Source organism: Vibrio hyugaensis, assembly GCF_002906655.1.
GTDB lineage: Bacteria > Pseudomonadota > Gammaproteobacteria > Enterobacterales > Vibrionaceae > Vibrio > Vibrio hyugaensis.
Window position 1 is genome coordinate 167,238 of sequence record NZ_CP025794.1, and the last position, 24,146, is coordinate 191,383.

The following is a 24,146-nucleotide window of genomic DNA, read 5'->3' on the forward strand; positions in this document are numbered from 1 at the left end:
CATCTTTAGCATACTTGGATTGGGTGATACGAAAAAGTAGTGGCTCATCTAACCCTTTCTGGAGAATCTCTCTTTTGTCAGCAGTAGAGTAAGCAGAGCCAGGTAAAGCTGCGCCACCTTCACGTGCTGCGTCTACATAAGGTTTGGCTTCTGCCAAGCGCTGTTTTGCTTCTTCATAAGTTTTAGGTGGTGGTTGTTTATCGGCACGATATTTATCACCAATTAAGACAGTGGGGTTGCCAATGACAATCTTGCCTCCGTGACTCGTTGAGTCTCCCATTCGTGCGGCGGGTTTACCGTTAATAAGTACGGAGCCAGAGCCTTGGCTTATGGAATCAGGTGGACCGACACAGATGAGGCGGTCGCCTTTTCGAGCCGCAGGTAAGTCAGAAATTTTTACATTGAGTGAGCCAACGACTACAGGGCCGCCCACATGCGGAACTTTAGCGGTAACTTTGGGGCAGATGTGCATTGATAGTTAATGTTGCAGCGGGTTTTCCCATGACAATTCCTTTTTGTGGGTTAGATTGCATATATTAATCCTGATAAGACAACTATATTCTGGAACTGGTGTAATATTTGGAGTCACATCACCTAACAAAGCATTTAAGAGTGATTTGTAACGCGTGGCAATTTTACTGTGCGTTGGTTTAAGTGATTAAGGTGGTATGCAGTAGCATCGGTGTTGCGTTACTCACACCTTAACAAGGCGTTATGCAGCTAGGAGGAAATGTGTTGAGATTTGACCAAGGCAATGCTCGATTTAATTGTAGAAGTGTTGCTGTGATCATTCATGAGAAGCATGTGTTGCTACACCGTCTCGTTGGAGATTCGTTTTGGGCTCTGCCAGGAGGTTAGGTAGAATTTTTCGAAAATTCAGACGAAACATTGAGTCGAGAATTGCTTGAAGAGTTAGGTGTTGAGTCAGATGTAAAGCGTCACCTTTGGTTCGTTGAAAACTTCTTTGAGTATTCCAATAGAAGAGTTCACGAAATAGCCAATTACTTTTTGGTTGAGTTGACCGAACCTTCTCAACTACCTTTGAATAAAGTGTTTCGTGGTATCGAAGCAGATGTAGACTTAGAGTTTAAATGGTTCCCATTGAGCGAAATACCCGAAACTGAGTTGAAGCCCGACTTTCTCCGAACAGGTTTGTCTGATTTGCCTGTAGAAACTAAGTACATTAAAGTGTCTGAAATCGCCAGCTAACAAAGTATTTAAGAGTGATTCTCACTGTTTGTGTTTTTGGCGCTAGAAAATTGCCAAACACGCACAAAATGAACGAACTAGCAGAGAGCGTATAGATTCCAATTCTTTATAAAGTCGGTCGTGAGGTTCAAGAAATTAAAGGATATCCTCCACTCAGGATGGACGGTAAAAGTCCGGCATGGAAATGCACACATCTGCCCATGATACTGCCTCAATGAACTTACCCATCATTTGATGTAAAACCTGTTTTAGTCACTTTACGATGGGGCGGCGATTTGTCGAAATGACATCGCTGTATTTACTGTTCAAGTTGGTTTGAAGATGGAAATGGAGTATTTAGATTTACTCTGGCAAAAATCAAACCTATTTTTCTTATCCAACATATTTGCCTGAATTCTGAAGCTTCTTTAGACATGTGAGTCGCACGGTAAAGAAAAACGGCCCTTAGGGGAGTGGGGCCGTGAAAAGTGCAAAGCTGATTAACGTTCAGGAGTCGCTAATAGTCTAACTGCACTGTCTACCGCATTGTCGATGCCTTGACGACTTTCCAGTTTTCCAGAGCTTGCAGGACCGAGTGCACATGCATACAGAGCAAGCTGCTTATCAAAGGGCAGATCTAACTGCTCATAAAGGTTCTGGCGTATTTTCGCGTGGTGTTCCGGTTCTTGGTTAGCAAGGTTGACAAGCGTGTCATAAATAAGCGTTTTCATATAATTCCTTTTTTATTGCACGGGGTGCATATGTATTGTATTCGATTACAATTCGAAATTCAGAAGCCTCAATCACAGAAAAATGGTCTGATATAAATTCGTGGTGCGAAGTAACTAAGCTGTTGGCGGGAGTTAAATGTCTTATAAATCAGATTAATAGAAATTTACTCTTCGCAGCTTCGTTGTTTGCTTACAACCGGGAAAGTTGTTCATGTGGTCGAAGAAGCGTAAAGCTAATCTCGGGGTGGTTTTTGATTCTGGCCGTACAAATTGTATTAAATCAACTTGAAGCGTGTCTGAAATTTGATAAAAAGCCCCTCGGTGAATTTGACTCTACCGAGGAGTTTACGCAGTTTAAAAGCAATTCTTATTGGTCTTATCGAATAACCTAAAGTCAATCTCTCTGTAACCGATCAAATAGTGTTGAAGTATTGGGGCGATTTTGATGAAAAGGACTTTAACTTGTTATGGGAAAATTCATTATTATGTGGGCCGTTCTTATTAGCCTGCCAACTATAGCAGAACAACCTATTTCGCTTGCTGAGGCGGCAAAAGAACGAACACAGTACGACATTACTTATGATGGAAGTTATTACCAAATTGACTACCCGAGTGGCGATGTTGCTTCTGATATCGGGGTGTGTACCGATGTTATTATTCGTAGCTATAGAAAACTAGGTATCGACCTCCAAGTCCTTGTTCATGAAGACATGAGAGACAACTTTGCTGCATATCCATCCAAACGAATCTGGGGCTTAGCTCGTACCGATAGAAATATTGATCATCGCAGAGTCCCAAATTTACAAGTGTTCTTTCAACGTCATGGGGTAGAAATACCTATCTCGAATGATGGTCATAATTTCAAACCTGGTGACATTGTCACGTGGATGCTTCCAAGGAACCTTCCTCATATTGGTATCGTTACGGATGAATTTCCGGCAGATAAACAACGACCTTTAATCGTCCACAATATTGGGGTGGGCGTTGTGCTGGAAGATGTGTTGTTTGATTATCCAATCACTGGTCATTATCGGTTTGAGCCAAAATAGAAGGAGCTCAATTTTTGGAAAAACAATGTGTCGTATTGGGCGGAGGCGGCTGGATGATGGGAGAGATCCCAAGCCAACTCGACCAATACATTTTGTCACTAGTGGGGAAGAAGAACCCCAAAATCTGTTATCTCTCGACCGCCACTGGAGATTCGGAAGAAGTCATCACTCGTTTCCACAATGCTAAGTTGAGCGAGTACCTCACACACTTTCCTCTGTTCAAGTTAGAGAAAGGTTGGCGAACCAAATTGTTAGAGCAAGATGTGATTTACGTTGGCGGTGGCAATACCCGTTCTATGCTGGCTTTATGGAAAGAGTGGGCCATCGACGATATTCTGAAAGAGTGTTACAACCGCGGCATCATACTTTGCGGGATGAGTGCAGGCGCCATTTGTTGGTTTGATTATGGGATTACCGACAGCGATCCAGAGGCTTACTCCATCATCAAAGGTATCGGTCTTTTACAAGGTTTAGCATCCGCTCATTTCGTTGAGAACGATGAGAAATACGAACTGTTCGAGCGCTTTGCTCATAGCAATCTTGACGCGATCTGCTACGGCCTCAGTGATTATGCAGCGCTGCATTTTGTGGATGGTAAGCCAAGCAAAGCCATTTATAGCTGTGAGAACGCTCAAATCACAATCCGAAATGGCAATGATGAAATTTCAGAGAGATAGGCCCAGCTTAGGTGCGGTTACTCGATTGTGTAAACGCGGGAGTAAATGTCTTCTCTTTTGGTTTCGAAGGCACTCAGAGGCGTTACAGTGGCAACAAATTTTGTTGTCTGACAGCTTACGAGTGCTAGGCAACTACCGAGCATCAATAACTATTGGAGAGCGGGTTGCGAAAAGTGCTTTGGACAATAAGCATCAATTTTGGGCTTTGCATGTTGTTGCAACATCAAAACAGTACATGGGCGACTATGATGAAGCGATAAGCTTGTTCATACAAAGTCAGGCCTTTGCCAATGAGTTGTATTTGAGCTTCAGTTATCAGCATTTGGGTAAGTTGTATGTAGAACAGGGGCGATTGAGCGAGGCAGAAGCGCTGTTTAATGACGCACTTAACATTAGACAAAAATACGACAAGCCGCTTCTGAAGGCCTCAACGTTAAAGGCGCTGCGAGGACTAGAGGCGCTAAGAAAACACAATACAAGGAATGCAAATGAATCGTAATACTTGGTTTTTGCTCGCCATTTTATTGCTAAGCGGCCCCACCGTTTTGCCGATTAGTTTGGAAGTCTTTTTTCTTGTTGAACTTATTGGCTTTTTAGGTATATGGTCAATTTGCTCCAGCTATATGTTTGCTTTCTATTCTCACCCTTATATTCGGCGCTTTTGGGTGTGTCTAACGAGTCCAGAACAGCACTTGCTGACCTATCTTCATGTCACGGAGATAAAGCGTTGTCCATCACTCTTTGTCCATCTGTTGCCATATCGAAGTGCCGTAACGTGGTCCGTCCCTTTATTCGCCGTTGCTCAGCTTCTGACTGGACTTCGTTTTTAATGTAGAAACTTATTCAAAGGCCCAACTGAAACTACAGAGTATTCAATAAGCGGTGATTACGTTGAGTTAAGCAAACAAAAAGCGCCATATCGTCATGGCGCTTTCTCTTTTCTATCTCTTGATCATTTTTCTAAAACTAGGCGATAGCGGGCGTTAAGCTTGGTTTATTTCGCTCAACCACGCTGATCGAGATCGCTAGGAACAGAATATCTTTTACAAGGAAAAAGTTCGCAATCAAAACACCGTCGGAAACTTTCCAAGTATTTGGTGTCGTAACTAGAAAGCTCAGTGTCGCGAGGAAGATAACGCTTGCAGCAATACCAGACCAGTAGGCAACCGTTGGTTTTTTCAATCCAATCAATAGGCCGAGTGCGACGATGATTTCGGTTAAGCCAATGATATTAGACACGGCTTGAACTGAAATGATTCCATATAGCCAAGACATGGCAGGGTGATTGACCACTAGAGGCTCAATTAATTTGGCTTCAGTTGGGGTAAATTTATAAATACCTAGCCAGATAAGAACGAGGGCAACGCCAAATACGCCAAGGTAATAACCAAATTGTGTCGGTTTTTGGGAAACAGATGATGCATGCATAATAACTTCTCCTATAAAAGCATGTTTTTAAATGACCGATGGTTGAAATATAAAATTCTTGAATTTATGGTTATATAAAATAACGAATATCTATATAGCGAATAATTAAGCAATAAAAAGGGTTAGCTTAAATGGAATTTGTCCCTGTCGATTTATCTCTTCACTTGGATTTGTGCATCGCGTTTCGCAGAGATGCGTATGAGGTGAGTTTTGGACATCAAAATGGGTTTGATACCCAAGAAATTACCTTCTGGTTTGCGTCTATTGCAGAAGATCCTGAAGCGGGTTTCTTTCATGTGATCAAAGATGGTGAAATTATTGGTCAACTGGAATGCCGGCATCCAATTCTTGATGAAGAAGGGTTACGGTTTGGCTACATTAATCTGTTTTATTTACTACCCAAGTTTCGAAATCAAGGGTTAGGCAAGCATTTACAAGACTTCTTGCTAAAACGTTTTGCCGATGGCGGTTGTACGTACGCGAGATTACGCTACATGCCCGGTAATGATGCAGGTGAACGTTTCTATTACAAAAATGGCTGGCGTCCGGTGGGGGAACCAGGTGAACGTGGGCAATTAATGCAGATCGATTTATTGGAGGACGTATGATCACAATTCGTGACTTTCAAGAAGAAGATGCTCCGAAACTTTGGGCACTTTTCTTTAACACGGTCCGAAACGTCAATCGCAGAGATTACACCGAGCAACAAGTGAAGGCTTGGGCGCAAGAGGGATTTGACTCTCAACTGTGGTTAAAGAAGATGATATCTATCCAGCCGTTTGTCGCTGAGCTAGATGGCGTCATCGTTGGTTATAGCGATGTGCAGCCTAGTGGATTAGTCGATCACTTTTTCTGCCATCATGAATACCAAGGGCAAGGTGTAGGGCGTGCATTGATGACTCATGTTCTCAAGCAAGCAGCAGCGAAAGGGCTGGATAGGATCTATTCAGAGGTGAGTATTACCGCTCGTCCTTTCTATGAGCACATGGGTTTTACTGTCGTGAACGAGCAGCAAATCGAAGTCCGTGGTGCTACGTTAACCAACTATGTAATGGAAAGGCATTTAGACAAAAAGGATGTGTGATCAATAAATAATCCTCGCTCAATTAGTGAGCTTGAACACAGATACCGCATATTTTCTGCGGTGAATAAGAGTTCATTGATCTAACACCAGAATTCCTCCTCAAAAGCGCGCGCATAATTTCCCTTCGGAGTGGCGAAAGGAAGCCAGTTAAAACAGCTCCTTACGTCAGTTATCTCACGGCAAACCATCTCAGGAAGAGAAGTAGTACTATGCGCCCTTATCTCAAATACATCATCCCAACGGTGATCCCTTTGCTCATTCTGCTGATGCCACTGTCAGCGTTTCCATTCGAAGGTATGACCATCATTCAGCAGCGCGTTATCGCGATATTTTTTCTTGCTGCACTCTGTTGGGTATTTGAACCGATCCCAATTTACGCCACCTCTGTGGTGATCATCGTGCTTGAGTTGTTGCTCGTTTCCAACAAGGGCATCATTTTCTTTCGGCTTGATGAAGGGGAACCTCATTTTGGTGAGTTGCTGCAATACAGTGACATCATGGCGACGTTTGCCAGCCCAATCATCATGCTGTTCTTAGGCGGATTTTTCCTCGCGATGGCGGCAACCAAGTATCGATTGGACGTCAACTTAGCGCGCGTACTGCTTAAGCCGTTCGGACAAAACCCGAAATACGTCATGCTGGGTTTAATGCTGATCACCGCAATCTTCTCGATGTTCATGTCGAACACGGCAACGACGGCAATGATGTTGTCCATCTTAACACCCGTCATCGCAGTGTTTGGCCCGAAAGATCCAGGGCGCATTGCGTTTGCGTTGTGTATCCCTGTCGCGGCAAACATCGGCGGTATTGGTACCCCAATTGGCACCCCACCAAACGCGATTGCGTTGAAATACCTCGTTGGTGAAAACCTCATTACTTTCGGTGAATGGATGGTATTTGGCGTACCGTTTGTCATTGTTATGATGGCGCTCGCGTGGTTCCTGATTGATTTTCTCTACAAAGCTGAGACGACCAAAATTGACCTCAACATCAAGAGCAAGTTTTTGAAAACGCCGAAGGCAATGATCGTATATATCACCTTTGCTGGTACGATTTTATTATGGTTAATGGGTTCTGCGCACGGCATGAACTCGTACACGGTAGCGTTGATTCCGGTTGCGGTGTTTTCACTAACGGGTATCATCAATAAAGAAGATCTCAAGAAGATTTCTTGGGACGTGCTTTGGTTGGTATCTGGCGGTATTGCGCTTGGCCTTGCACTAGACAAGACAGGTTTGGCGAGGCTGGTGGTTCACAGCATTCCATTTGATGAATTTTCGCCTTACGTGGTGCTTTTTGGTGCTGCGTTCTTGTGTTTGGTGATGGCGAACTTTATGTCTCATACCGCGACGGCTAACTTGCTGATGCCAATCATGGCGGCGCTTGGCACGTCGATGGCATCGTTAACACCACTCGGTGGTGAAGTGACGTTGATTCTTGTGGTGACCTTTGCAGCATCGCTTGGTATGTCTCTGCCAATCAGTACGCCACCAAACGCATTGGCTCATGCGACAGGGCATGTGCAAAGTAATCAAATGGCGCGTGTTGGTGTCGTGTTAGGTGTAGTAGGTGTATTGCTCAGTTTCTTGATGGTGTGGATCCTTCATACCGTTGGACACATTGGTTAAGTCATGTACGAGAGCAAATTAGATACGCTGGTGGAGCGTTATTTCAATCATATCGAGCGTCGCATTTCGGTGTCGGCAGGTTCGGTATTGATTGAGCAAGATGGCTACAACGAGAGACTCTACTACGTGCTGTCTGGCGAGCTTGCCGGTTATTTCTCTGAGGATGGTAAAAAGCAGACTCAGGTGTTTGCGGCGTCTAAGGCCGCGTTTATTGGCGTACACAGCTTCTTCTCTGGAACGTGGACTGCCTCTTCGACGGTGATTGCACAAACGGACGTTGAATTAGCGTGGATTGAGCGCAATACGCCAGCAGTAGAAGCAGGTAAGTACGGTCCTTTAACCGCGCAGTTTATGCCTGTAATGGTCAACGAGCTTTCTCGCCGTCAACGCCGAGCGATGCAAGAAGCTCTGGGTAAAGAGAAGGCATTGCAAAAGCTGCATACCGCAGAGCAAATGACGACACTTGGCCAACTTGCAGCAGGCATTGCCCATGAGCTCAACAATGCCATTGGTGTGGTGAGCAGTAAATCAGAGCGTTTGGAATCAGTGATCATGGGATTGCTCGAAGAGGTGCATCCTGAGGCAAGCCAGTTCTTCGATTTTGGGTTGATGCAAGGGCAGAAAATCTCATCGAGTGAAGCAAGAACGCGAGGGCGTCATTTTGAGAAGTACTATGGTTTGCCAAAAGATCTGGCCCGAGAATTAGCTCGCGCTGTGCCGACCGATTATCTCAATGAACATTGGTTAAAGCGTCCAGAAGAGGCGATTCGTTACTGGCAGATGGGGCGAGACTTGCACGACTTACGCATTGCATCAAAACATACTGTAGGGATTGTTAAATCGGTCAAACAACTCGGTCGAACGGATATCGATAAAGAGGAAGGATTACGGGTTAACGATTCCATCAATCAAGCCTTAGCGCTATTGCAAAGTGACTTGAGGCGAGTAAGTGTGAGGTTTAGTCCGGCAGAGTTACCGTTATTTGTTGGCTCACAAACCGAGTTAGTGCAAATCTGGGTCAACATTTTGAAGAACGCTTGTGACGCGCTAAGAGAGACCGAGTCACCAGCGATTGAGATACAAACGCGTGTAAGCAAGAACAAGATTCTAGTGACTATCACCAACAATGGTCCTGAGATTGACGAAGTTACACGTAGAAAGATTTTCCGACCAAACTTCACCACGAAGAAAGGTGGCCTGTCGTTTGGATTGGGGTTAGGGCTGTCGATAGTGAAACGCATCGTGGCGGGTTATAACGGCTCAATCGCGGTGAAAAGTGACAGTGAAAAAACCATATTTAGAATTAAATTACCGGTAGAGGATGAACATGGACAAGCTTAATTTAATTTGCGTTGATGACCAGCGAGAGGTGTTAAGCGCGGTTCTGCAAGACTTACAGTCGTTAGGCCAATGGCTCAACATTGAAGATTGCGAGTCTGCCGATGAAGTACTTGAATTGATGGATGAGTTAGATGCAGACGGAGAGATGATTGCACTTATTATTTCTGACCATGTGATGCCGGGTAAAACCGGTGTGGAATTGCTAACAGAAATTTCTAAAGACAGTCGTTTTCTACGCACTCGAAAGGTATTGCTAACCGGGCAAGCGACACATACAGATACCATTAATGCCATTAATTCTGCGGGTATCGACCGTTACTTCGAAAAACCGTGGCAGGCAGAGCAACTGGTCGACTGTGTGAGAAACCTCGTGACGAAATACATTTTTGATATGGGTTTGGATTACACCGAATACCACGAGCACTTAGATCAGAATGTCGTGTTTGACCGCTTGAGATAATCGAATGCTCCTGAGCTGAGTAGGATGTTTAGCTCAGGATGCATTCTCGCGATTTTTAACTGGAGTGATTATTGGCTCAAGGTGTATCGACTCGCACTTGCGACGGATAAAGGTTTAGAAAACCAGAAGCCTTGCAGGTAATCGACACCCATCTCCGCAAAAAAGTCGCGCATTTTGGCATCTTCAATTCCTTCGATGACCACCTCAATGTTCTGTTCAAAACACATACTGATCAAGAATTTCAAGTATTCTCGAGACGAACGATTTGTTAGAGTTTTCCATGCCATTAACTTGTCTATCTTGATTTGTGTCATCGGTAAATCGAAGAAGCAATTCAAAGAACTATAACCTGCACCAAAATCATCGAGTGAGAGGGCAAATCCGAGTTCACTTAATGTGTTGAGGGGGGCGATAGCCGCTTGGTTATTATCCAGAATAAAGGTTTCTGTCAGTTCGAGAACGATCGCTTTGGGTTCGACGCCTGCTTTATCCGCCATTGCTTTTATCTTGCTCGGAAACTCGCTATTGAGAAGCTGTAATACCGACACGTTCACGTTCACACGCACTTGGTTCTGATAACGTTCACGATAGCTTTTAATGAACTTGCAAGCTTTTTCAAAGACTTGGTACCCCAGCTCGACTATCAAGCCTTTATTTTCTGCGACAGGAATAAACTCATCAGGATAGATTTCACCAAACTCTTTACTGCGCCAGCGTACCAGAGACTCGAAGCTGACCACTTGTAAATCGGATGCTCGGACAATCGGCTGAAATTTCACGCTCAGCGTTTTCTCTTCAAGTGCGTTTTTCAAACCCTGCTCGATAAAAAAGTAACGGTCCACCGCGTGTTGCGTTTTTTGGCTGTAAACCGCGATACGGTCTTTGTTTTTCTCGCTGGCATATTGGCAGGTGCGTGCGGCCTTGCGGACAATTTCTTCAGCTGAGTGCTCAGGATCGATAGAAGGGTAGAGTCCGATACTGATATTGCTGCCCAAATATTGGCCTTCTTCGACTACCGCATCGTGATAGTTCTGTTTGATGGTTTGTGCGAAAGTGTGCAAATCTTCGAGTGGTATTTCATCGAGCACCAAAATAGCGAAATCATCATCATGAACACGGTAAACGGTGCAGTTGGGCGAAGGCAAATGGCTGAGTGTCTGCAATAGTTTCTCGACTAAGCCATCGACCAGCTCACTACCATACTGGTTGAGGTAAGATTTGATTTCTTCTATCTGGATATAAAAAATCGATGCTTGGCTACGGTTTGATTTCACGAGTTCATCGATATTGAGAAGCAGATGTGCACGGTTTGCCATGCCGGAAGCGTTGTCATGAAAGGCCACTTGATGAATGTAGCTTTCCATTAGTTTTCGCTCAGAGATATCGCGATGGCTGCCGACCATGTAGTGGCCGTGCTCGGTTTCTTTGGTCATCGCAACACCTTCAATCCATACGTATTGCCCGTTGGGTTTACGCAATCGATAGGTAGTGGTGACACGAGTGTTGTCGGTGTTGATATGGGCATCGACACGTTTAGACAGACGCTCTCTGTCTAAAGGGTGCACTAAATCCAACCACCTATCTAGATTGATACGGCCCGCATTGATGCCAAATTGCTCATAGAATCGCTGGTTATAGAAAGCCATAGTGCCGAACTCATCCATGTAAAAGAGTCCTTCACTAAATACATCGAAGATGTGGATGAAGCGTTGCTCTACGATCTGAAGAAACTCACGATCGTGTTCGGAAATGGTTTGATCAACCTTGTTGGTGGTCAAGATGCTTCCTCCGCAATCCTGGCAGCGTTGAAGATAAATAGATAAGTCGAGCGACACGCTGATGACATTTTGGGCGGTTATCCTTTCACACTGTATACGAAACAAGTCGATTCAGGTTGGTTAGCGGTGATGTTAATGAGCTTACTTCGCTTATGTGGAATAGAAATTATATTAGAGTAATGCGACTAATAATCGATATTTATAAAACTTAGTCAACAGTAAATACTATTTGTATGAAAGAGTTATTGATTCAACACCCAAATTATCGAAATTCTTACTAAATGTGATGATTAATTGAACTAATTCCATAAAATAAAAATGGTTTATGGCGACGAGATTGCCTCATATATTGACTTAATGCTCATTAATTTTAATTGATAATGAATTCTTATAACAGTGAATGGGCAGATCACTTATAATGCGTTTGCTAAATAATAGGTGTTAACAAAGTTTCACGATATGCAGTACAAACCAGAAGACTCAATAAAAATAGCGATTGCAGATATCGGTATCGGTATGTTCGTTACTGCAATCGAACAAAACAAACGCGTGAACTTGGCCAATGCCGGACGCGTTTCTACTTCGCAAGGTATTAAAAAGCTGCAAGCCAGTGGGGTGAAGTTTGTTTGGGTCGATCAGAAACTTTCTGCTCAGGAGTGCGTGTTCAAACCCGTTGAAGAGGAACATGATGTCACGTTGGCGGCATCTGACGTCATCATAACACCGAAAATTCAGCGTGCGTTTCGTTCCCGCGAAGCGCAGCACAAGCGAGCTAAAAAGCTGATTGCAGAAGCGAAAGGTTTAGCGCAAAAACTGCTGAACCAAACCTTTGAAGGCAAGATCATTGAAGTCGACGAAATTGAATCGTGGGCGGACGACATGATCGAAAGCGTATTTATTGATTCTGATGCGCTTCAATGTGTGTCAGCACTGCGCCAAAAAGATTCATATTTGCTCGAGCATTCCGTTAACGTCGCATGTTTGTTGGTATCTTTTGGTAAGCATTTAGGTTTGGATAAAGAAACGCTCAAACAGCTTGCTATCGGCGGTATTATTCATGACGTGGGTAAAATCAAAGTTGATGATGAGGTTTTACATAAGCCAGCACGACTCACTCCTGAAGAATTCGAGCATATGAAGTTGCATCAGGTGTTTGCGGGTGAAATTATCGTGGGTGTGAAAGGGCTTGCCGATGTGAGCCGCGATGTATGCTTAATGCATCATGAAAAACTTGATGGTACCGGTTATCCGCTAGGTTTATCTGGCGATCAGATCCCAATGCATGGCCGCATGAGCTGTATCGTCGATATTTATGATGCATTGACCGCAGACCGTGTCTACAAAAAGGGCATGAGTTCGGCAGAAGCGTTCAAAATCCTATTGAGTTTGACGCCATTCCACCTTGATCCTGAGCTGGTGTACAAATTTATTAACTGCATCGGCGTTTACCCAGTCGGTTCTATTGTTCAGTTAAGTGACGGGCGTGTAGGTATTGTCTGGACATCGAATGACTCTCAAGCTCTGAAACCGATAGTAAAGTGTTTCTATTCTCGTAAATACAAACGCTATATTGATGTGGCAATGGTCGATTTGAAAAACAGCGCTCACACTATCGAAAAAGCAGTGGCGCCTTCGACGTTAGAAGTCGATCCAAAGCCATTCTACGATTAATGTGCAGTCAGTTTGCTTGTTTGTGACGTTTGTCCAATAAGTAATTACTTTACACGATTGCATATTATCAGTATGTTGATTGCATAACTAAACGACTCAACGTGAACGAGGAGAGAGATAAACGGAGGCATGTTTGTTACTCTGGCTTCTTGCTCTTGTTTCTTACTGAGAACTCTTATTGAGGAGTACGATTGGTTTGGAGTTAGTTCAGTTATGAGCAGAATGATGTGGCGTCTTTCTACGTGATGTTTCATGGATAGAAACGTTGAGTAAGGCTGTTATCCCGCGTGATTCACTCATTCATCCGCACATTGGAAAGGAGCGCCAATGCAACTCGATATTTGGATCTACTACACCCTCGCAATACTTGTCCTGACTGCCTCTCCTGGGCCCAGCTCGCTACTTTGTTTAAGCAAAGGTGTTAGCAGCGGATTTCGCCACGCCTTTATGACTGCACTTGGCAGCTTAGCCGCGATCACCATCATTCTTACTTTGTCTTTTACTGGCCTTGGCGTCGTGATTGCTTCTTCGGAGTTGGTCTTTAACATCATCAAATGGTGTGGCGCGGCGTATCTGGTTTGGCTAGGTATTCAAGCTCTGCGATCCAAACAAGCGGATTTTTCTCAAGCAAAGCCAGAACAGTCTTCTTCTAGTTATCTCAGCGCGTTTACAAGTGGCTTTATCGTTGGTGCAAGCAACCCGAAAGCCATTGTATTCTTTACCGCGCTATTCCCTCAGTTCATTGACCTTTCTGCATCGTTATTCACTCAATACGTCATCTTTGCTAGCACGTTTGTGGTGTTCGAGCTGAGTTGGTTAACCTTCTATGGATTACTCGGTGTGAGAACATCAAACTGGTTATTCGCAAAGGGAAGAGCTAAGTTGTTCAACCGTCTTACAGGTGGTGTATTCATCAGTGCTGGTGTGGCTTTGTCGACCGCGCATCGGAGCTAAATAACAGCGGATTAATCTAAGTTATTAAATTCTCAGCTAAATTAGAAAAAGCTTATTTCCAAAATGGAAATTGGCGGTTTGGTTTTTTTCATTAGTGGCAAAGACTATTGGAGCGTAAAATTCAACGCGTCCCCTCGAACGATGATTTGAAACCAACAAATGATTCGAAAGGGCGTATTCGTTGTATTTTCTCCAGGAACATCTTAGATGACTCAAAGCCTTTCTGATCTTCAGCAGCGTTTCCTTGCTATCGCGACCGATAGCAACTTGTCTCCAAAACAGAAATCAAACTTTCTTGCTTTGGAAGCCGAAGCCACAATTCCATATATGACCGTCTCTGACGAGGTAAGCCAAGCGATGCAGCAAGGCGTCATATGTGATATGTTTGAAGGTCACGCGCCGTTTAAGCCGCGCTATGTTTTGCCAGACTACGCAAAATTTCTTTCTCAAGGTTCTGAATACTTGGAGTTAGCTCCAGCAGAAGATTTTGATGATGCGATCAACATGTTGACCATCCTTTACCATCACGTGCCTTCGGTAACCAGCATTCCGGTTTACCTAGGTCAACTTGATGATGTGTTGATGCCTTACGTCGGTGATCTTACTGACGAGCAAATTTACAAAAAACTGAAACACTTCTGGATTATGCTGGATCGCACATTGCCAGATGCGTTTATGCACGTGAACATTGGTCCTACGGACAACATCATTTGCCGCACGATTTTGAAAGTTGATGCCGAGCTAAAACAGATCGCGCCAAACCTAACGTTCATGTACGACGAAGCGGTCACACCAGACGCTTTGTTAAAACAAGCGACACAAAACATTTGTGAGTGCAGCAAGCCACACATCGCGAATTACCCAATGCACGCGAATGCCTACGAAGGTGCTCGCTTTGGTATTGTGAGCTGCTACAACTCTTTGCCATTGGCTGGCGGTTCAAACACGTTAGTGCGCATGAACCTAAAAGAAGCGGCGAATCGTGCAGACAACCGTGAAGACTTCTTTAATAACGTGCTGCCAGAATATCACGGCTTGATGGTTGAGCTGATGGACGCACGCGCTTCACATTTGCATGAAAAATCTGAGTTCTTCAAAGGCTTCCTAACGCAAGAAGGCTTGATCGAAGAATCTCGCTTTGCGCCAATGTATGGCATCTACGGTATGGCAGAAGCAGTGAATGTGTTGCTAGAGAAAGAGGGCAGTGCAAGCCGTTACGGCCAAGATGCAACGGCAAACGAGCTCGGTCACGCGATCTCGGCAAAATTGTCTGAATTGGTAGAAAGCACACCTGTGAAGTTTGGTTTAGAGGGCAAAGCACTGCTGCACGCACAAGGCGGTATCAGCCTAGATTTGGATGTAACACCGGGCGTTCGTATTCCTTACGGCAACGAACCTGATCCAGTGTCTTACGTGCAAGCAACGGCAGGCCATCACCAATACTACCGTTCTGGCATCAGTGACATTCTGACTATCGACGAAACAGTGAAATCAAACCCAGAAGCGATGTTCAACGTATGTAAGGGCGCGCTGAATGCAGGCTACCGTGAGTTCACGGCAAACGTTGCGTCAAACGACTTGGTTCGCGTAACGGGTTACATGGTCAAACTGTCAGATATCGCAAAGTTCGATGCAGAAGGATCACGTACTAATACGACGTTCCTAGGCGCAGAAGCGGCGAAGAACACCGGTATTTTAGAGCGTTCACCACGTGTGGTGAGCCACGAAATGTCACCGACTTACGCTAAGTAATGGGTGACGGATAAGAATAAGATGACTAGACGTTCGGAAAACCTCTTGGCTAAGGTAACTCGTATCCTTCCGTTCTCTTGTGTTGATGGACCGGGAAGCCGTCTAGTCATCTTTCTACAGGGTTGTAACTATCAGTGCATCAATTGCCACAATCCACACACTATCAATCACTGCAATCATTGTGGTGATTGTGTGAGTGAGTGTCCCGCTGGCGCACTGAAGTTCGACGAAAGCAACAACGTTGTTTGGCTTAAAGAGGAGTGCACCCACTGCGACCGTTGTATAGAGATATGTCAGCACCAATCTAATCCTAAAATTTCTGACTACTCTGTGGAGGCAATGCTCGATTTGATACGCAAACAGCGCTTTTTCATTAGCGGTGTTACTGTATCCGGTGGGGAATCTACCTTACAACTCCCTTTCATTATGGCGCTGTTTAAAGAGATCAAACACGATCCTGAATTGCAGCATCTCACTTGTTTCATCGATAGCAATGGTTCTTTATCCACCGTAGGTTGGGAAAGAGTCTTGCCGTACATGGATGGTGCGATGATTGACCTTAAATCGTGGCAAAGTGAAACGCACCACTGGTTAGTCGGGCGAGATAACCACCGAGTATTCCAAACCATTCAGTATTTAGCGCAAGTAGGCAAGTTGTACGAAGTGCGTTTGCTTCATATTCCGGGTAAAAGCGATTTAGATACGGAAGTTGCAACGGTGGGGCATTATCTGCAATCGTTGCCAGAATCGGTCAACATTCGTTTGAATGCCTTTCAGCATCATGGTGTCACGGGTGAAGCTCTGGAATGGGAAAAATGCTCCCAAGATGAAATGGAACGCTTCCACGCTCAATTAAGTCAATTTGTCAGCAGACCAATGACCATGCCATCGGTCTACGTGTAGCGCAGTAAAGGTGAACCAGTTTAGAGTTTATTCACTCTGGGCTTTCGGCATCCACCGAGGGTTTCACAAGCCTTAAGCACTTGTTGTTGTAGCCATCTTAAAGCGGGATCGTTCAGGCTCGCTTTATTCCACACCAAACTATACGCCACTTGTCCGTACTCAAACGGCAAAGGTCTCTCTATCAATCCCTTCGCTTGCAGCGCCATTCGTGCCCAAAGTTTCGAGCAAGTAAACAGATAATCTGAGTGGTGGCACATTACCGCTGCCGATCCAAAATCGGCCACGTGCATGGCGACGCTGCGTTTGGCGTAACGTTGAGTTAAGTTCTGCTCAAAGTAAGGTTGGGACAAATCTTTATCGTGAATACCAATGTGTCTCGCACACAAGTAGTTCTCTACCGACAATTCTTCTTTCGCTAATGGGTTATTGCTGCCCATCAAACAGATCATTTCGTCTTCTAGAATCGTCTGCCAAACCAAGTCTTTGTTGTGCGTTGGTGGTTGGCTGATGTCGTGCGGCAGAATCATAAAGTCCACTTGCCCACGGATCAGAGAATCAAAACTCATTTGTTCTTTTGCATACACATTGAGTTGTGCGCGACTTCCCATCTGTTGTGACAAGTTTTGCAGCATAGGTGCGAAGATCTCGAAGGTACTTTCACGCATTGCCAAAGAAAAGCGACCTTCGTAATACGCCGGATTAAACGAGCCTTGGTAAAGCAAACCGTTCATGCTGGAAAGAATGCCATGAACAGAAGGGCCGATGTTCAACGCAAATGGGGTTGGGACTAAACGAGTGCCATCGCGGTAGAAAAGGTCGTCTTTAAGAATGTCGCGCAATTGGCTGAGCGTTTTACTCACGCTGGAAGGGGTCACGCAGAGCTGTTCCGCCGCTTGAGTCACGCTATGCGTCGTGAGCAGCATGTGCAATACAGTAAGGTGTTTAAGGCTAATGCGTGAGAGTGTTATGTAATCCATTCGCAAGGCTAATTTGTGTGATTTTTCTCAGTATATCAAAATATTATTATGAAACATTTTTTTACGATTGTTGAAGCACGCAAAAAGAGGCGTTTCTTTTCGTGTTCTATATATACCCAAGTGACTTCAAGGATGCAGGATTCAGAGCGTTGTCACTGATTCAAGTTCAAGGAAAGCAACGAAGCGGAATAGCCAGCTCTTTCCAAGTTGCTTGACGAAGAAATTGCTTCAGTGACACGCTCCCGAAGGGCGAGTTGCCTTGGTTCGCATGCTTTGTTAACAATTTTCGATTTAGAGCCACTAGATCTTCAAATTGTTGCCTCGCCTTCAAACCAAGTCATCCTCGCTGAACCAAGCATCTTGAGGTTACTTGGGTATAAAGATTTGGCTCAACTCGGCACTTGATGGGGTGAGTATGGCTTATATCCCTTAGAGGACGAAAGATGCTTTACACAAGCCTGACAAAATAAGGGGTTGCGTACAACTGGAGGAGGTGATTTACTCGCACTTCCTAAGTAACAGAGGTTTTAAAAACTTAATGGACGACCCCTTTAGTCGACTGAACAATTCACTGTATGACTTCCAATCACCGGAGGCGTACTCATGTTAGAACTTTTTATGCAACCAGAAGCGTGGGCTATCTTCGCTACCTTGTTTGCTCTTGAAGTAGTCTTAGGCGTTGATAACGTCGTATTCATCTCCGTTCTGTGTGAACGATTACCACAACACCAGCGTAAACTTGCCCGAAACCTAGGTATTGGCCTAGCGGTGATGGCGCGTATTGTTTTGGTGTTCTCGATCTCTTGGATCATGCAGCTTACTCAGCCGTTAATCAGCTTCAGCGACTATGCGTTTACTGGTCGTGATTTGATTATGATTGCGGGCGGTGCATTCCTACTGGCGAAAAGCTTGAAAGAGTTGTGGAGTTGGTTAACGCACACTGAGCACGGTCACTCGACTCATGTTCGTACTGGTCTGGCTGTGGTTCTGCTTCAGATTGTCGCGGTTGATGCTGTGTTCTCGATGGACTCGGTGATTACTGCGGTTGGTCTAACGAGCGAAGTACCAATCATGGTGGCAGCGATCATTTCGTCAGCGATTGTGATGGTGTTAACGGCGGAGAAAATCAACAACCTAGTGACGCGTTACCCGGGCTTTAAGACCCTTGCTCTACTGTTCCTAGTATTGTTAGGTGGTCTGTTGATGGCAGAAGGTTTTGCTATTCACATCAACAAAGGTTACGTGTATTTCGCGATGACGTTTGGTTTAGTGTTGGAAATGTGTCATATCCAACTTAAGAAAAAACAACGCCCAGTGATTCAACGAATTCGTCCAATTCGACCTCGTTCAATTGCATTGCAAGTGCGATAATCGAACTCAAAACTGGCCGCTCTCCTGAGCGGCTTTTTTACGTCTGGACATAAGGAAAAGCAAGGGTTTGTCGTGTCGATTAAAAATGGAATTTGTTGTTGTAGCACGAATTTCTTATATAGACCGCCCTAACTCTTACAAGTGAACGAAATAGAATGAACAAACTGATCGATGCGTTATCGACGGACGGATACTACATCTGGGATGATTTCCTTTCTCAAGAAGAAGTGGCTGAGCTGCGTGACTGTATTCCAGACAATTGGAAGAAAGCACGTATTGGTCGTAACGACGATGTGACACGTGTTGAATCGATTCGTAGTGATAAGATTCAATGGTTGAAGCGTGACATGGGCTCGGCAGTAACCTCATTTTTAGACAAGATGGAAGCGATTCGTTTAGAAGCAAACCGTTACTTCTATCTCGGGTTGTTTGAGTACGAAGCGCATTTTGCAAAATATGAGAAAGGCGACTTCTATCAAAAGCACTTGGATTGCTTCAAAGGCAATGAAAATCGCCGTCTAACGACCGTGTTCTACATGAATGAATCGTGGAGCGAAGAAGATGCTGGCGAGTTGGTGGTTTATGATTTGAATGACAACGTGATTGCGACGATCCCACCACGTTCTGGTCGCTTGTTTGTATTCTTATCAGAACAATTTCCTCACGAAGTGTTACCGACAAATGCAGAGCGTTTTAGCATTGCAGGTTGGTTCCGCATTAATGGCGTGAAAGACAACCAGCTTGATATCGCTCACTAAGCGTTTTCATTGATTTCAACAAGACAAAGGGACACCAACTTGGTGTCCCTTTGTTGTTTGCTTTGTCTAGAACGCTCGGCGTTACATGCCTACTGAGAGCTCATAACACGCTTGCCTGTTTGACCATAACACCTGATAAACCTCGGCACAGAGTTTTCCCGAACCTACTTGCTCACCCATGATGATTGCGATTTCTTGTAATGTCATACGGCCTCGATATGGGCGGTCTTGAGAAAGCGCTTGAAATACATCGACAACGGCAATGATACGAGAAGGCACATCCAAAGCTTCAGCCGTTTTATGATAAGGGTAACCTGAACCATCTAACCGTTCATGATGGTTGGAAGCCCACTCGGCAATCTTGGCATTCGGAAATACTTTGTGCAGGGCAAGTTCAGTATCAATCGTGTGGCGCTTGATACGAGTGTATTCTTGCTTGTCTAGTGGCCCTTCTTTATGAAGGATTTCATCGGGTGTTTTTAGCTTGCCAATGTCATGTACCAACCCTGCAATGTAGATCATTTCTTGGTCGTGCTCATCCAACCCGATTTTTTTCGCCAAGTAACGAGACAGTTCAGCCACTTTTTGTGAATGTTGATAGGTGAAAGAACTTTTTGCGTCGACAATTCTTGCAAGAAAAAGTCCTAAACTGGTGAGATCTTCGATACTTAATTGCTTTTGCAGCCAATCGATATTTTCGAACTGCATACCAATGGTTTCGATGTGTTCGGATTCCATAGCGAACCAAAACGCGTCTGTCATGATAAGTTTGACCATGGCACGGCACATTTCGGGATGAAATAAGGTGCCTGCATTAGTCAAGACACATTCCGCGATCAGTTCTTCATGTAAAGTGACAAGATCACTATGGCAGTTAGTGACGTAGTGGGCGCGCATAAAATCTAAACGGTCCGAGAGATAGAGTAATGCGGCGACGTTTTTTTCGAAAGAGGGAATATCAATCTGTTCCAACTCATCCCAATGCGTGTGATGGTAAAGAATCGGAGTAGCGAATTGTGCCAGCAAGCGACACTGCTTAAGTGTGTGGTAACCACGAATGCAGTGGGCTTTGGCGTCTTGAGGGACGAGCTGTTCGAGCAACATCATGTGCTCGCGGGTTTCTGAGACGCCACAGTCGTGAACCATTCCTGCGAAGTAACAGAACTCGGCTTGGTGATTATCCCAACCTAAAGCGAGAGCGCATTGGTATGCGATGTAAGCCACCCGATGGCTGTGGTGAGAATCGTCGACGCCTACGTAATCTAACGCACGCGCCACCCAGATAAGGGCTTGTTTTAGATCGACTTCAAATTCGTGATTACTCGACGAATCATAAGCCTGATTCTTTGTTAAAACCGACATGGTAAATACCGACGTTTTTGTTTTTCCTATGCCCATTTTTCTAGTTTTAAGGGAATGCAGCAGCGAACTGATAGCAAATATGACGAGCATAGGATGTGTTTATAGTTATGGCGGGAATAATACTGGTTGTCGCACGTAAATTTCATCACTAGGGGAAAAGTATCGTTCAGTTCTTTGAACTACGTATTGATTTAGAAAGAATTTTAGGTGTTCGATTGACTTCCTTTGAAAAGCCCCCAATTAGTGATGTAAAGTATTCTCATTATCATTGTTGTGTGGAAGGTAAGTTATGAAAAGAGTGGTGGTTTGGGGTGCAAGTAGTGGTCTTGGTTTGGCAATTGCACAGTATTTTGCAGAGAAAGGTGCTGAAGTTGTCGGTGTGGCGAGAAATCCAGACAAAAGTCCGGATTTGAAAGCGATTTGCCAGTCGATGTTTACCTGTGATGCCACTGTTGCGGAAGAGGTTAACGCGGTGGTTGCACAACTCAATCAAGAAGACATCATCATCAGCACGATGGGCAGTTTCCGTGCAGACATTCCGGTAGATTACCTTGGCCATCGTCACCTTATCGATGCTGCCTGTAAAGCATCGCTTAAGCGTTTTGTTCTAGTGACGTCACTTGGTTGCGGTGATAGCTGGAAATACCTTTCTGACCGTTCTAAAGCGGGTTTTGGCGGTGTTGTGCGTGAGAAGTCATTAGCGGAAGCATGGCTACAAACCAGCGACTTAGATTACACCATCATTCGTCCAGGTGGCTTGAAAGATGGTGAAGTTACGGGCAATGGTGTGTTGGTTGAACCTAAAGAAGTGCATGGTTTGGTATACCGCCAAGAAGTGGCTCGTTTACTTTTTGAGATGCTGGAAAAAGGTCAGGGCAGTGGTGAGATCTTCCACTGTGTCGATCCAGAGCTGACTTACTAGGTTAGCCTTTAAAACGAATGATTTTGAGGGGCTTGGTTTAGGCGCTGTCCCTGCTTTCGTTTGAATAGAGCACGACTTGGTCGCGGCCTAGATCTTTTGCTGCATACAAGGCTTCGTCTGATTCATCTAACAGGCGGTTTGGGTCTATGATGTCGGCTTGCGTGCGCTCTGAAAGGCTAATACCAATGGAGATGGTTAGATACTTGATGATCGGCTCATCATGATGAATGATTTCCAGTTGTTTAACCCGTCCGCGCAGTTGGTTGCCTCGCGCTAACGCCTCTCTAGTATCGTGAACAGGGGCAAGCACAACAAATTCTTCGCCTCCTAGGCGCAAAGCATAGCCGTGGGTTTGCACGGCGAAAGATTCCAAGGTCTTCGCAACTTTTTGCAAGGCTTTATCACCCTGCAAGTGACCCCTATGATCATTAAACTCCTTAAAGTGATCGATATCGATAAAGAAACACGCGATGAACATTTTGTTCGATTGATAACACAATGAGCGAAATGATGCCTCAAGAGAACGGCGATTATACAGACCGGTTAAGGGGTCGTGCTTCACCATGTCATCGAGTTCTCTGTTCTTGCGGACAACTTTGTCGACAAGATGGCTAAAGGCGCGCGCTAAATCTCCGATTTCATCTTTCCTTTTGGTATTAGGGACTTGAAACAAACTGATGGTTTCAAAATTTTGACGCATAAAAGTAGATAAATTGTTGATTGGCGAAGAGATGTGATAAGAAAGCAGCAACAAAAGAGGATAAGAAATCGCCATTCCTAACACGATTTCTCGGATAGAATCGACAACAAATTCATCTCGAATATCCCTTACGAGCTGTATGTCGTAGAGCAATTCAATGTCGCCTTGAATGTCCCCGTTTAATGGTAATGTGATATAGAGGATGTCTTTCTCAAAGCTTATGTGACTTTTTCCGATTACCCGGCAAGGGTAGAGATCCAACGTGTGGTCTTCTTCCAACTCTTTACTTAAATAGTACTGCTCACGGGCGTCGTTGAGTCGGGCGAGCAGGTATTGCACTTTTACACTCGATTGTGAGCCTGTTTTTTTCACGGATGTCAGTCTGGCAATGCGTTGATCTAAGTCCTGCTCAAAAGTTGGGGGATAATCGGATCGCCAAATCTCTTGGGCATTTCGATTGTAAGTGACGGACACTGGGGTTTTCGACACTGAGGAATAGCCGTTGACGTAGAGATAACGCAAATCCGTATGCATTTCCAATTCATCTTTAAAGCTTGGCAACATTAAGTTTGCATAGTTGCCGCCATGCACCGCATCGCTGATGTGATGAATTAGCGCGCTCGCACTCTGCTCACGAGAGACGATCGTCGTTTTAATGATGGTGTCCATTGAGTTATGAAAGTTGTAGTAACCCAAAGCACCAATCATGAGAATGACGAGAACAAAATGCGAGAGGAAGATCTTTATTCTTATTGATGTTCCCACAATATGAATTACTCATTAAACACATCAATGATGGGCACCGCACAAGTACCATTGACGCAGATGTCTTTGTATCCGTTATGACAGCGATAGCAAGCTTCAATTCTCAGAGAGGGGTGACTATCGGATATGTCGTTTCCCTGCCGATCATAACTCCCGTAAAGCGCTTCACCAGCAAGATGCTCGGTGACAAAAATAATGTTTTCTTCTTCGTATATCGCAACTGCCGTTAAGCCATCAGTATATGGGCCGTGCTTGTTATAAGCTTCTACTTTGTGTTTTGGGACATATATGCTCAGGTTTGTGCCTCTTCCTTGATTCGTCCAGTTGTACATCTTCACTGTTTCTTGCACAAAAGTGGGTGTGTCTGGTGGCAACACTACATCTCTGGCCGGAATAACGCTCTGTTTTACAAGCACAAGTCTGTCGAGGTTTTCTGGAAAGCTCGCTAATGAACTCGCGAAAACTGAGCCAGAAAAGGCCATCAGAGCAAACAGCTTGTATCCCATGGCATGTCCTCAAGCGTTGGTACATAAGTAATAGAATAGTCGATAATCATTGGTTTGGTCGGGTTGGGCTGTGAGAGAAACAAATACAAGATTCTGTGAGCTCTCGATCTCGAAGTGATTGAAAAAACATCTAGAATGACT

General features: G+C 44.6%; 24 protein-coding genes and 1 pseudogene. 17 read left to right on the forward strand and 8 right to left on the reverse strand.

The genetic code is table 11. From position 1 onward, the window contains the following. Positions 1-217: 217 nt before the first annotated feature. Positions 218-503: pseudogene (locus C1S74_RS27050) on the reverse strand (PAAR domain-containing protein); the annotation flags it as partial. A gap of 385 nt (positions 504-888) precedes the next feature. Between C1S74_RS27050 and C1S74_RS01635 the strand changes: the two are divergent. Further along, positions 889-1,209: an NUDIX hydrolase gene (locus tag C1S74_RS01635; RefSeq protein WP_231578975.1), complete on the forward strand. Its 321-nt coding sequence runs from the start codon at positions 889-891 to the stop codon at positions 1,207-1,209. A gap of 479 nt (positions 1,210-1,688) precedes the next feature. On the opposite strand, the gene C1S74_RS01640 is transcribed toward C1S74_RS01635, so the two are convergent. Next, entirely contained in the window at positions 1,689-1,919 is a 231-nt protein-coding gene (locus tag C1S74_RS01640; RefSeq protein ID WP_038872158.1) for a PAS factor family protein, read from the reverse strand. A 467-nt stretch (positions 1,920-2,386) separates the two neighbouring features. Here C1S74_RS01640 and C1S74_RS01645 point away from each other — a divergent pair, with 467 nt between their 5' ends. From C1S74_RS01645 to C1S74_RS01660, 4 genes are all read left to right on the forward strand, one after another. Then, positions 2,387-2,968, forward strand: coding sequence for a DUF1287 domain-containing protein (locus tag C1S74_RS01645; RefSeq protein ID WP_052437322.1), 582 nt, complete (start codon positions 2,387-2,389; stop codon positions 2,966-2,968). Positions 2,969-2,982: 14 nt separating this feature from the next. Beyond that, entirely contained in the window at positions 2,983-3,645 is a 663-nt protein-coding gene (locus tag C1S74_RS01650; RefSeq protein ID WP_045403430.1) for a Type 1 glutamine amidotransferase-like domain-containing protein, read from the forward strand. Positions 3,646-3,823: 178 nt separating this feature from the next. Further along, the gene (locus C1S74_RS26800; RefSeq protein ID WP_231572672.1) at positions 3,824-4,144 is read left to right on the forward strand and encodes a tetratricopeptide repeat protein; all 321 of its coding nucleotides are present in this window, start codon (positions 3,824-3,826) and stop codon (positions 4,142-4,144) included. After that, positions 4,134-4,475, forward strand: a complete 342-nt coding sequence (locus C1S74_RS01660) for a hypothetical protein (protein ID WP_082039109.1) — start codon at positions 4,134-4,136, stop codon at positions 4,473-4,475. The genes C1S74_RS26800 and C1S74_RS01660 overlap by 11 nt, the downstream gene beginning before the upstream one ends. A 136-nt stretch (positions 4,476-4,611) precedes the next feature. On the opposite strand, the gene C1S74_RS01665 is transcribed toward C1S74_RS01660, so the two are convergent. Next, a complete protein-coding gene (locus C1S74_RS01665; protein ID WP_045403427.1) occupies positions 4,612-5,073 on the reverse strand; it encodes a DUF417 family protein in 462 nt (153 codons plus the stop codon). Positions 5,074-5,204: 131 nt separating this feature from the next. On the opposite strand from C1S74_RS01665, the gene C1S74_RS01670 reads away from it, so the two are divergent. From C1S74_RS01670 to C1S74_RS01690, 5 genes are all read left to right on the forward strand, one after another. Continuing rightward, a complete protein-coding gene (locus tag C1S74_RS01670; RefSeq protein WP_045403425.1) occupies positions 5,205-5,681 on the forward strand; it encodes a GNAT family N-acetyltransferase in 477 nt (158 codons plus the stop codon). Next, positions 5,678-6,157: a GNAT family N-acetyltransferase gene (locus C1S74_RS01675; protein ID WP_045403423.1), complete on the forward strand. Its 480-nt coding sequence runs from the start codon at positions 5,678-5,680 to the stop codon at positions 6,155-6,157. Before C1S74_RS01670 ends, C1S74_RS01675 begins: the two co-directional genes overlap by 4 nt. Before the next feature lie 209 nt (positions 6,158-6,366). Then, complete coding sequence (locus C1S74_RS01680; protein WP_045403422.1) at positions 6,367-7,785, forward strand: SLC13 family permease; 1,419 nt, start codon at positions 6,367-6,369, stop codon at positions 7,783-7,785. Between the two features lie 3 nt (positions 7,786-7,788). Further along, a complete protein-coding gene (locus tag C1S74_RS01685; RefSeq protein ID WP_045403420.1) occupies positions 7,789-9,126 on the forward strand; it encodes a sensor histidine kinase in 1,338 nt (445 codons plus the stop codon). Beyond that, positions 9,113-9,586: a response regulator gene (locus C1S74_RS01690; protein ID WP_045403417.1), complete on the forward strand. Its 474-nt coding sequence runs from the start codon at positions 9,113-9,115 to the stop codon at positions 9,584-9,586. Before C1S74_RS01685 ends, C1S74_RS01690 begins: the two co-directional genes overlap by 14 nt. A gap of 68 nt (positions 9,587-9,654) precedes the next feature. Here C1S74_RS01690 and C1S74_RS01695 read toward each other — a convergent pair whose 3' ends face one another. Further along, entirely contained in the window at positions 9,655-11,364 is a 1,710-nt protein-coding gene (locus C1S74_RS01695; protein ID WP_045403416.1) for a putative bifunctional diguanylate cyclase/phosphodiesterase, read from the reverse strand. Between the two features lie 459 nt (positions 11,365-11,823). Here C1S74_RS01695 and C1S74_RS01700 point away from each other — a divergent pair, with 459 nt between their 5' ends. The 4 genes from C1S74_RS01700 (at position 11,824) to C1S74_RS01715 (ending at position 16,644) form a co-directional block, all read left to right on the forward strand. After that, the gene (locus tag C1S74_RS01700; RefSeq protein WP_045403415.1) at positions 11,824-13,035 is read left to right on the forward strand and encodes an HD-GYP domain-containing protein; all 1,212 of its coding nucleotides are present in this window, start codon (positions 11,824-11,826) and stop codon (positions 13,033-13,035) included. A 327-nt stretch (positions 13,036-13,362) separates the two neighbouring features. Beyond that, positions 13,363-13,989, forward strand: coding sequence for a LysE family translocator (locus C1S74_RS01705; protein ID WP_045403414.1), 627 nt, complete (start codon positions 13,363-13,365; stop codon positions 13,987-13,989). A gap of 207 nt (positions 13,990-14,196) precedes the next feature. Beyond that, positions 14,197-15,741 carry a YjjI family glycine radical enzyme gene (locus C1S74_RS01710; protein WP_045403413.1) on the forward strand — a complete coding sequence of 515 codons (1,545 nt, stop codon included), beginning with the start codon at positions 14,197-14,199 and terminating at the stop codon, positions 15,739-15,741. Positions 15,742-15,762: 21 nt separating this feature from the next. Then, the gene (locus C1S74_RS01715; protein ID WP_045403411.1) at positions 15,763-16,644 is read left to right on the forward strand and encodes a YjjW family glycine radical enzyme activase; all 882 of its coding nucleotides are present in this window, start codon (positions 15,763-15,765) and stop codon (positions 16,642-16,644) included. A 20-nt stretch (positions 16,645-16,664) separates the two neighbouring features. Here the strand turns inward: C1S74_RS01715 and C1S74_RS01720 are convergent, their stop codons facing one another. Further along, positions 16,665-17,621: a LysR family transcriptional regulator gene (locus C1S74_RS01720; RefSeq protein ID WP_045403409.1), complete on the reverse strand. Its 957-nt coding sequence runs from the start codon at positions 17,619-17,621 to the stop codon at positions 16,665-16,667. A 603-nt stretch (positions 17,622-18,224) separates the two neighbouring features. Between C1S74_RS01720 and C1S74_RS01725 the strand changes: the two genes are divergently transcribed. Further along, the gene (locus tag C1S74_RS01725) at positions 18,225-18,992 is read left to right on the forward strand and encodes a TerC family protein (protein WP_045403407.1); all 768 of its coding nucleotides are present in this window, start codon (positions 18,225-18,227) and stop codon (positions 18,990-18,992) included. A gap of 155 nt (positions 18,993-19,147) precedes the next feature. Next, positions 19,148-19,750 (forward strand): 2OG-Fe(II) oxygenase, encoded by a 603-nt coding sequence (locus C1S74_RS01730; protein ID WP_038872201.1) that lies wholly within the window; start codon positions 19,148-19,150, stop codon positions 19,748-19,750. Between the two features lie 81 nt (positions 19,751-19,831). Here C1S74_RS01730 and C1S74_RS01735 read toward each other — a convergent pair whose 3' ends face one another. Continuing rightward, entirely contained in the window at positions 19,832-21,112 is a 1,281-nt protein-coding gene (locus C1S74_RS01735) for an HD-GYP domain-containing protein (RefSeq protein ID WP_045403405.1), read from the reverse strand. A gap of 289 nt (positions 21,113-21,401) precedes the next feature. Between C1S74_RS01735 and C1S74_RS01740 the strand changes: the two genes are divergently transcribed. Beyond that, the gene (locus C1S74_RS01740; RefSeq protein WP_045403399.1) at positions 21,402-22,034 is read left to right on the forward strand and encodes an SDR family NAD(P)-dependent oxidoreductase; all 633 of its coding nucleotides are present in this window, start codon (positions 21,402-21,404) and stop codon (positions 22,032-22,034) included. 37 nt (positions 22,035-22,071) lie between these two features. Here C1S74_RS01740 and C1S74_RS01745 read toward each other — a convergent pair whose 3' ends face one another. Together C1S74_RS01745 and C1S74_RS01750 are read right to left on the reverse strand one after the other, a co-directional pair. Further along, positions 22,072-23,499: a GGDEF domain-containing protein gene (locus C1S74_RS01745; RefSeq protein ID WP_231578973.1), complete on the reverse strand. Its 1,428-nt coding sequence runs from the start codon at positions 23,497-23,499 to the stop codon at positions 22,072-22,074. Positions 23,500-23,507: 8 nt separating this feature from the next. Continuing rightward, positions 23,508-24,005 carry a hypothetical protein gene (locus tag C1S74_RS01750; RefSeq protein WP_045403395.1) on the reverse strand — a complete coding sequence of 166 codons (498 nt, stop codon included), beginning with the start codon at positions 24,003-24,005 and terminating at the stop codon, positions 23,508-23,510. Positions 24,006-24,146: the final 141 nt, after the last annotated feature.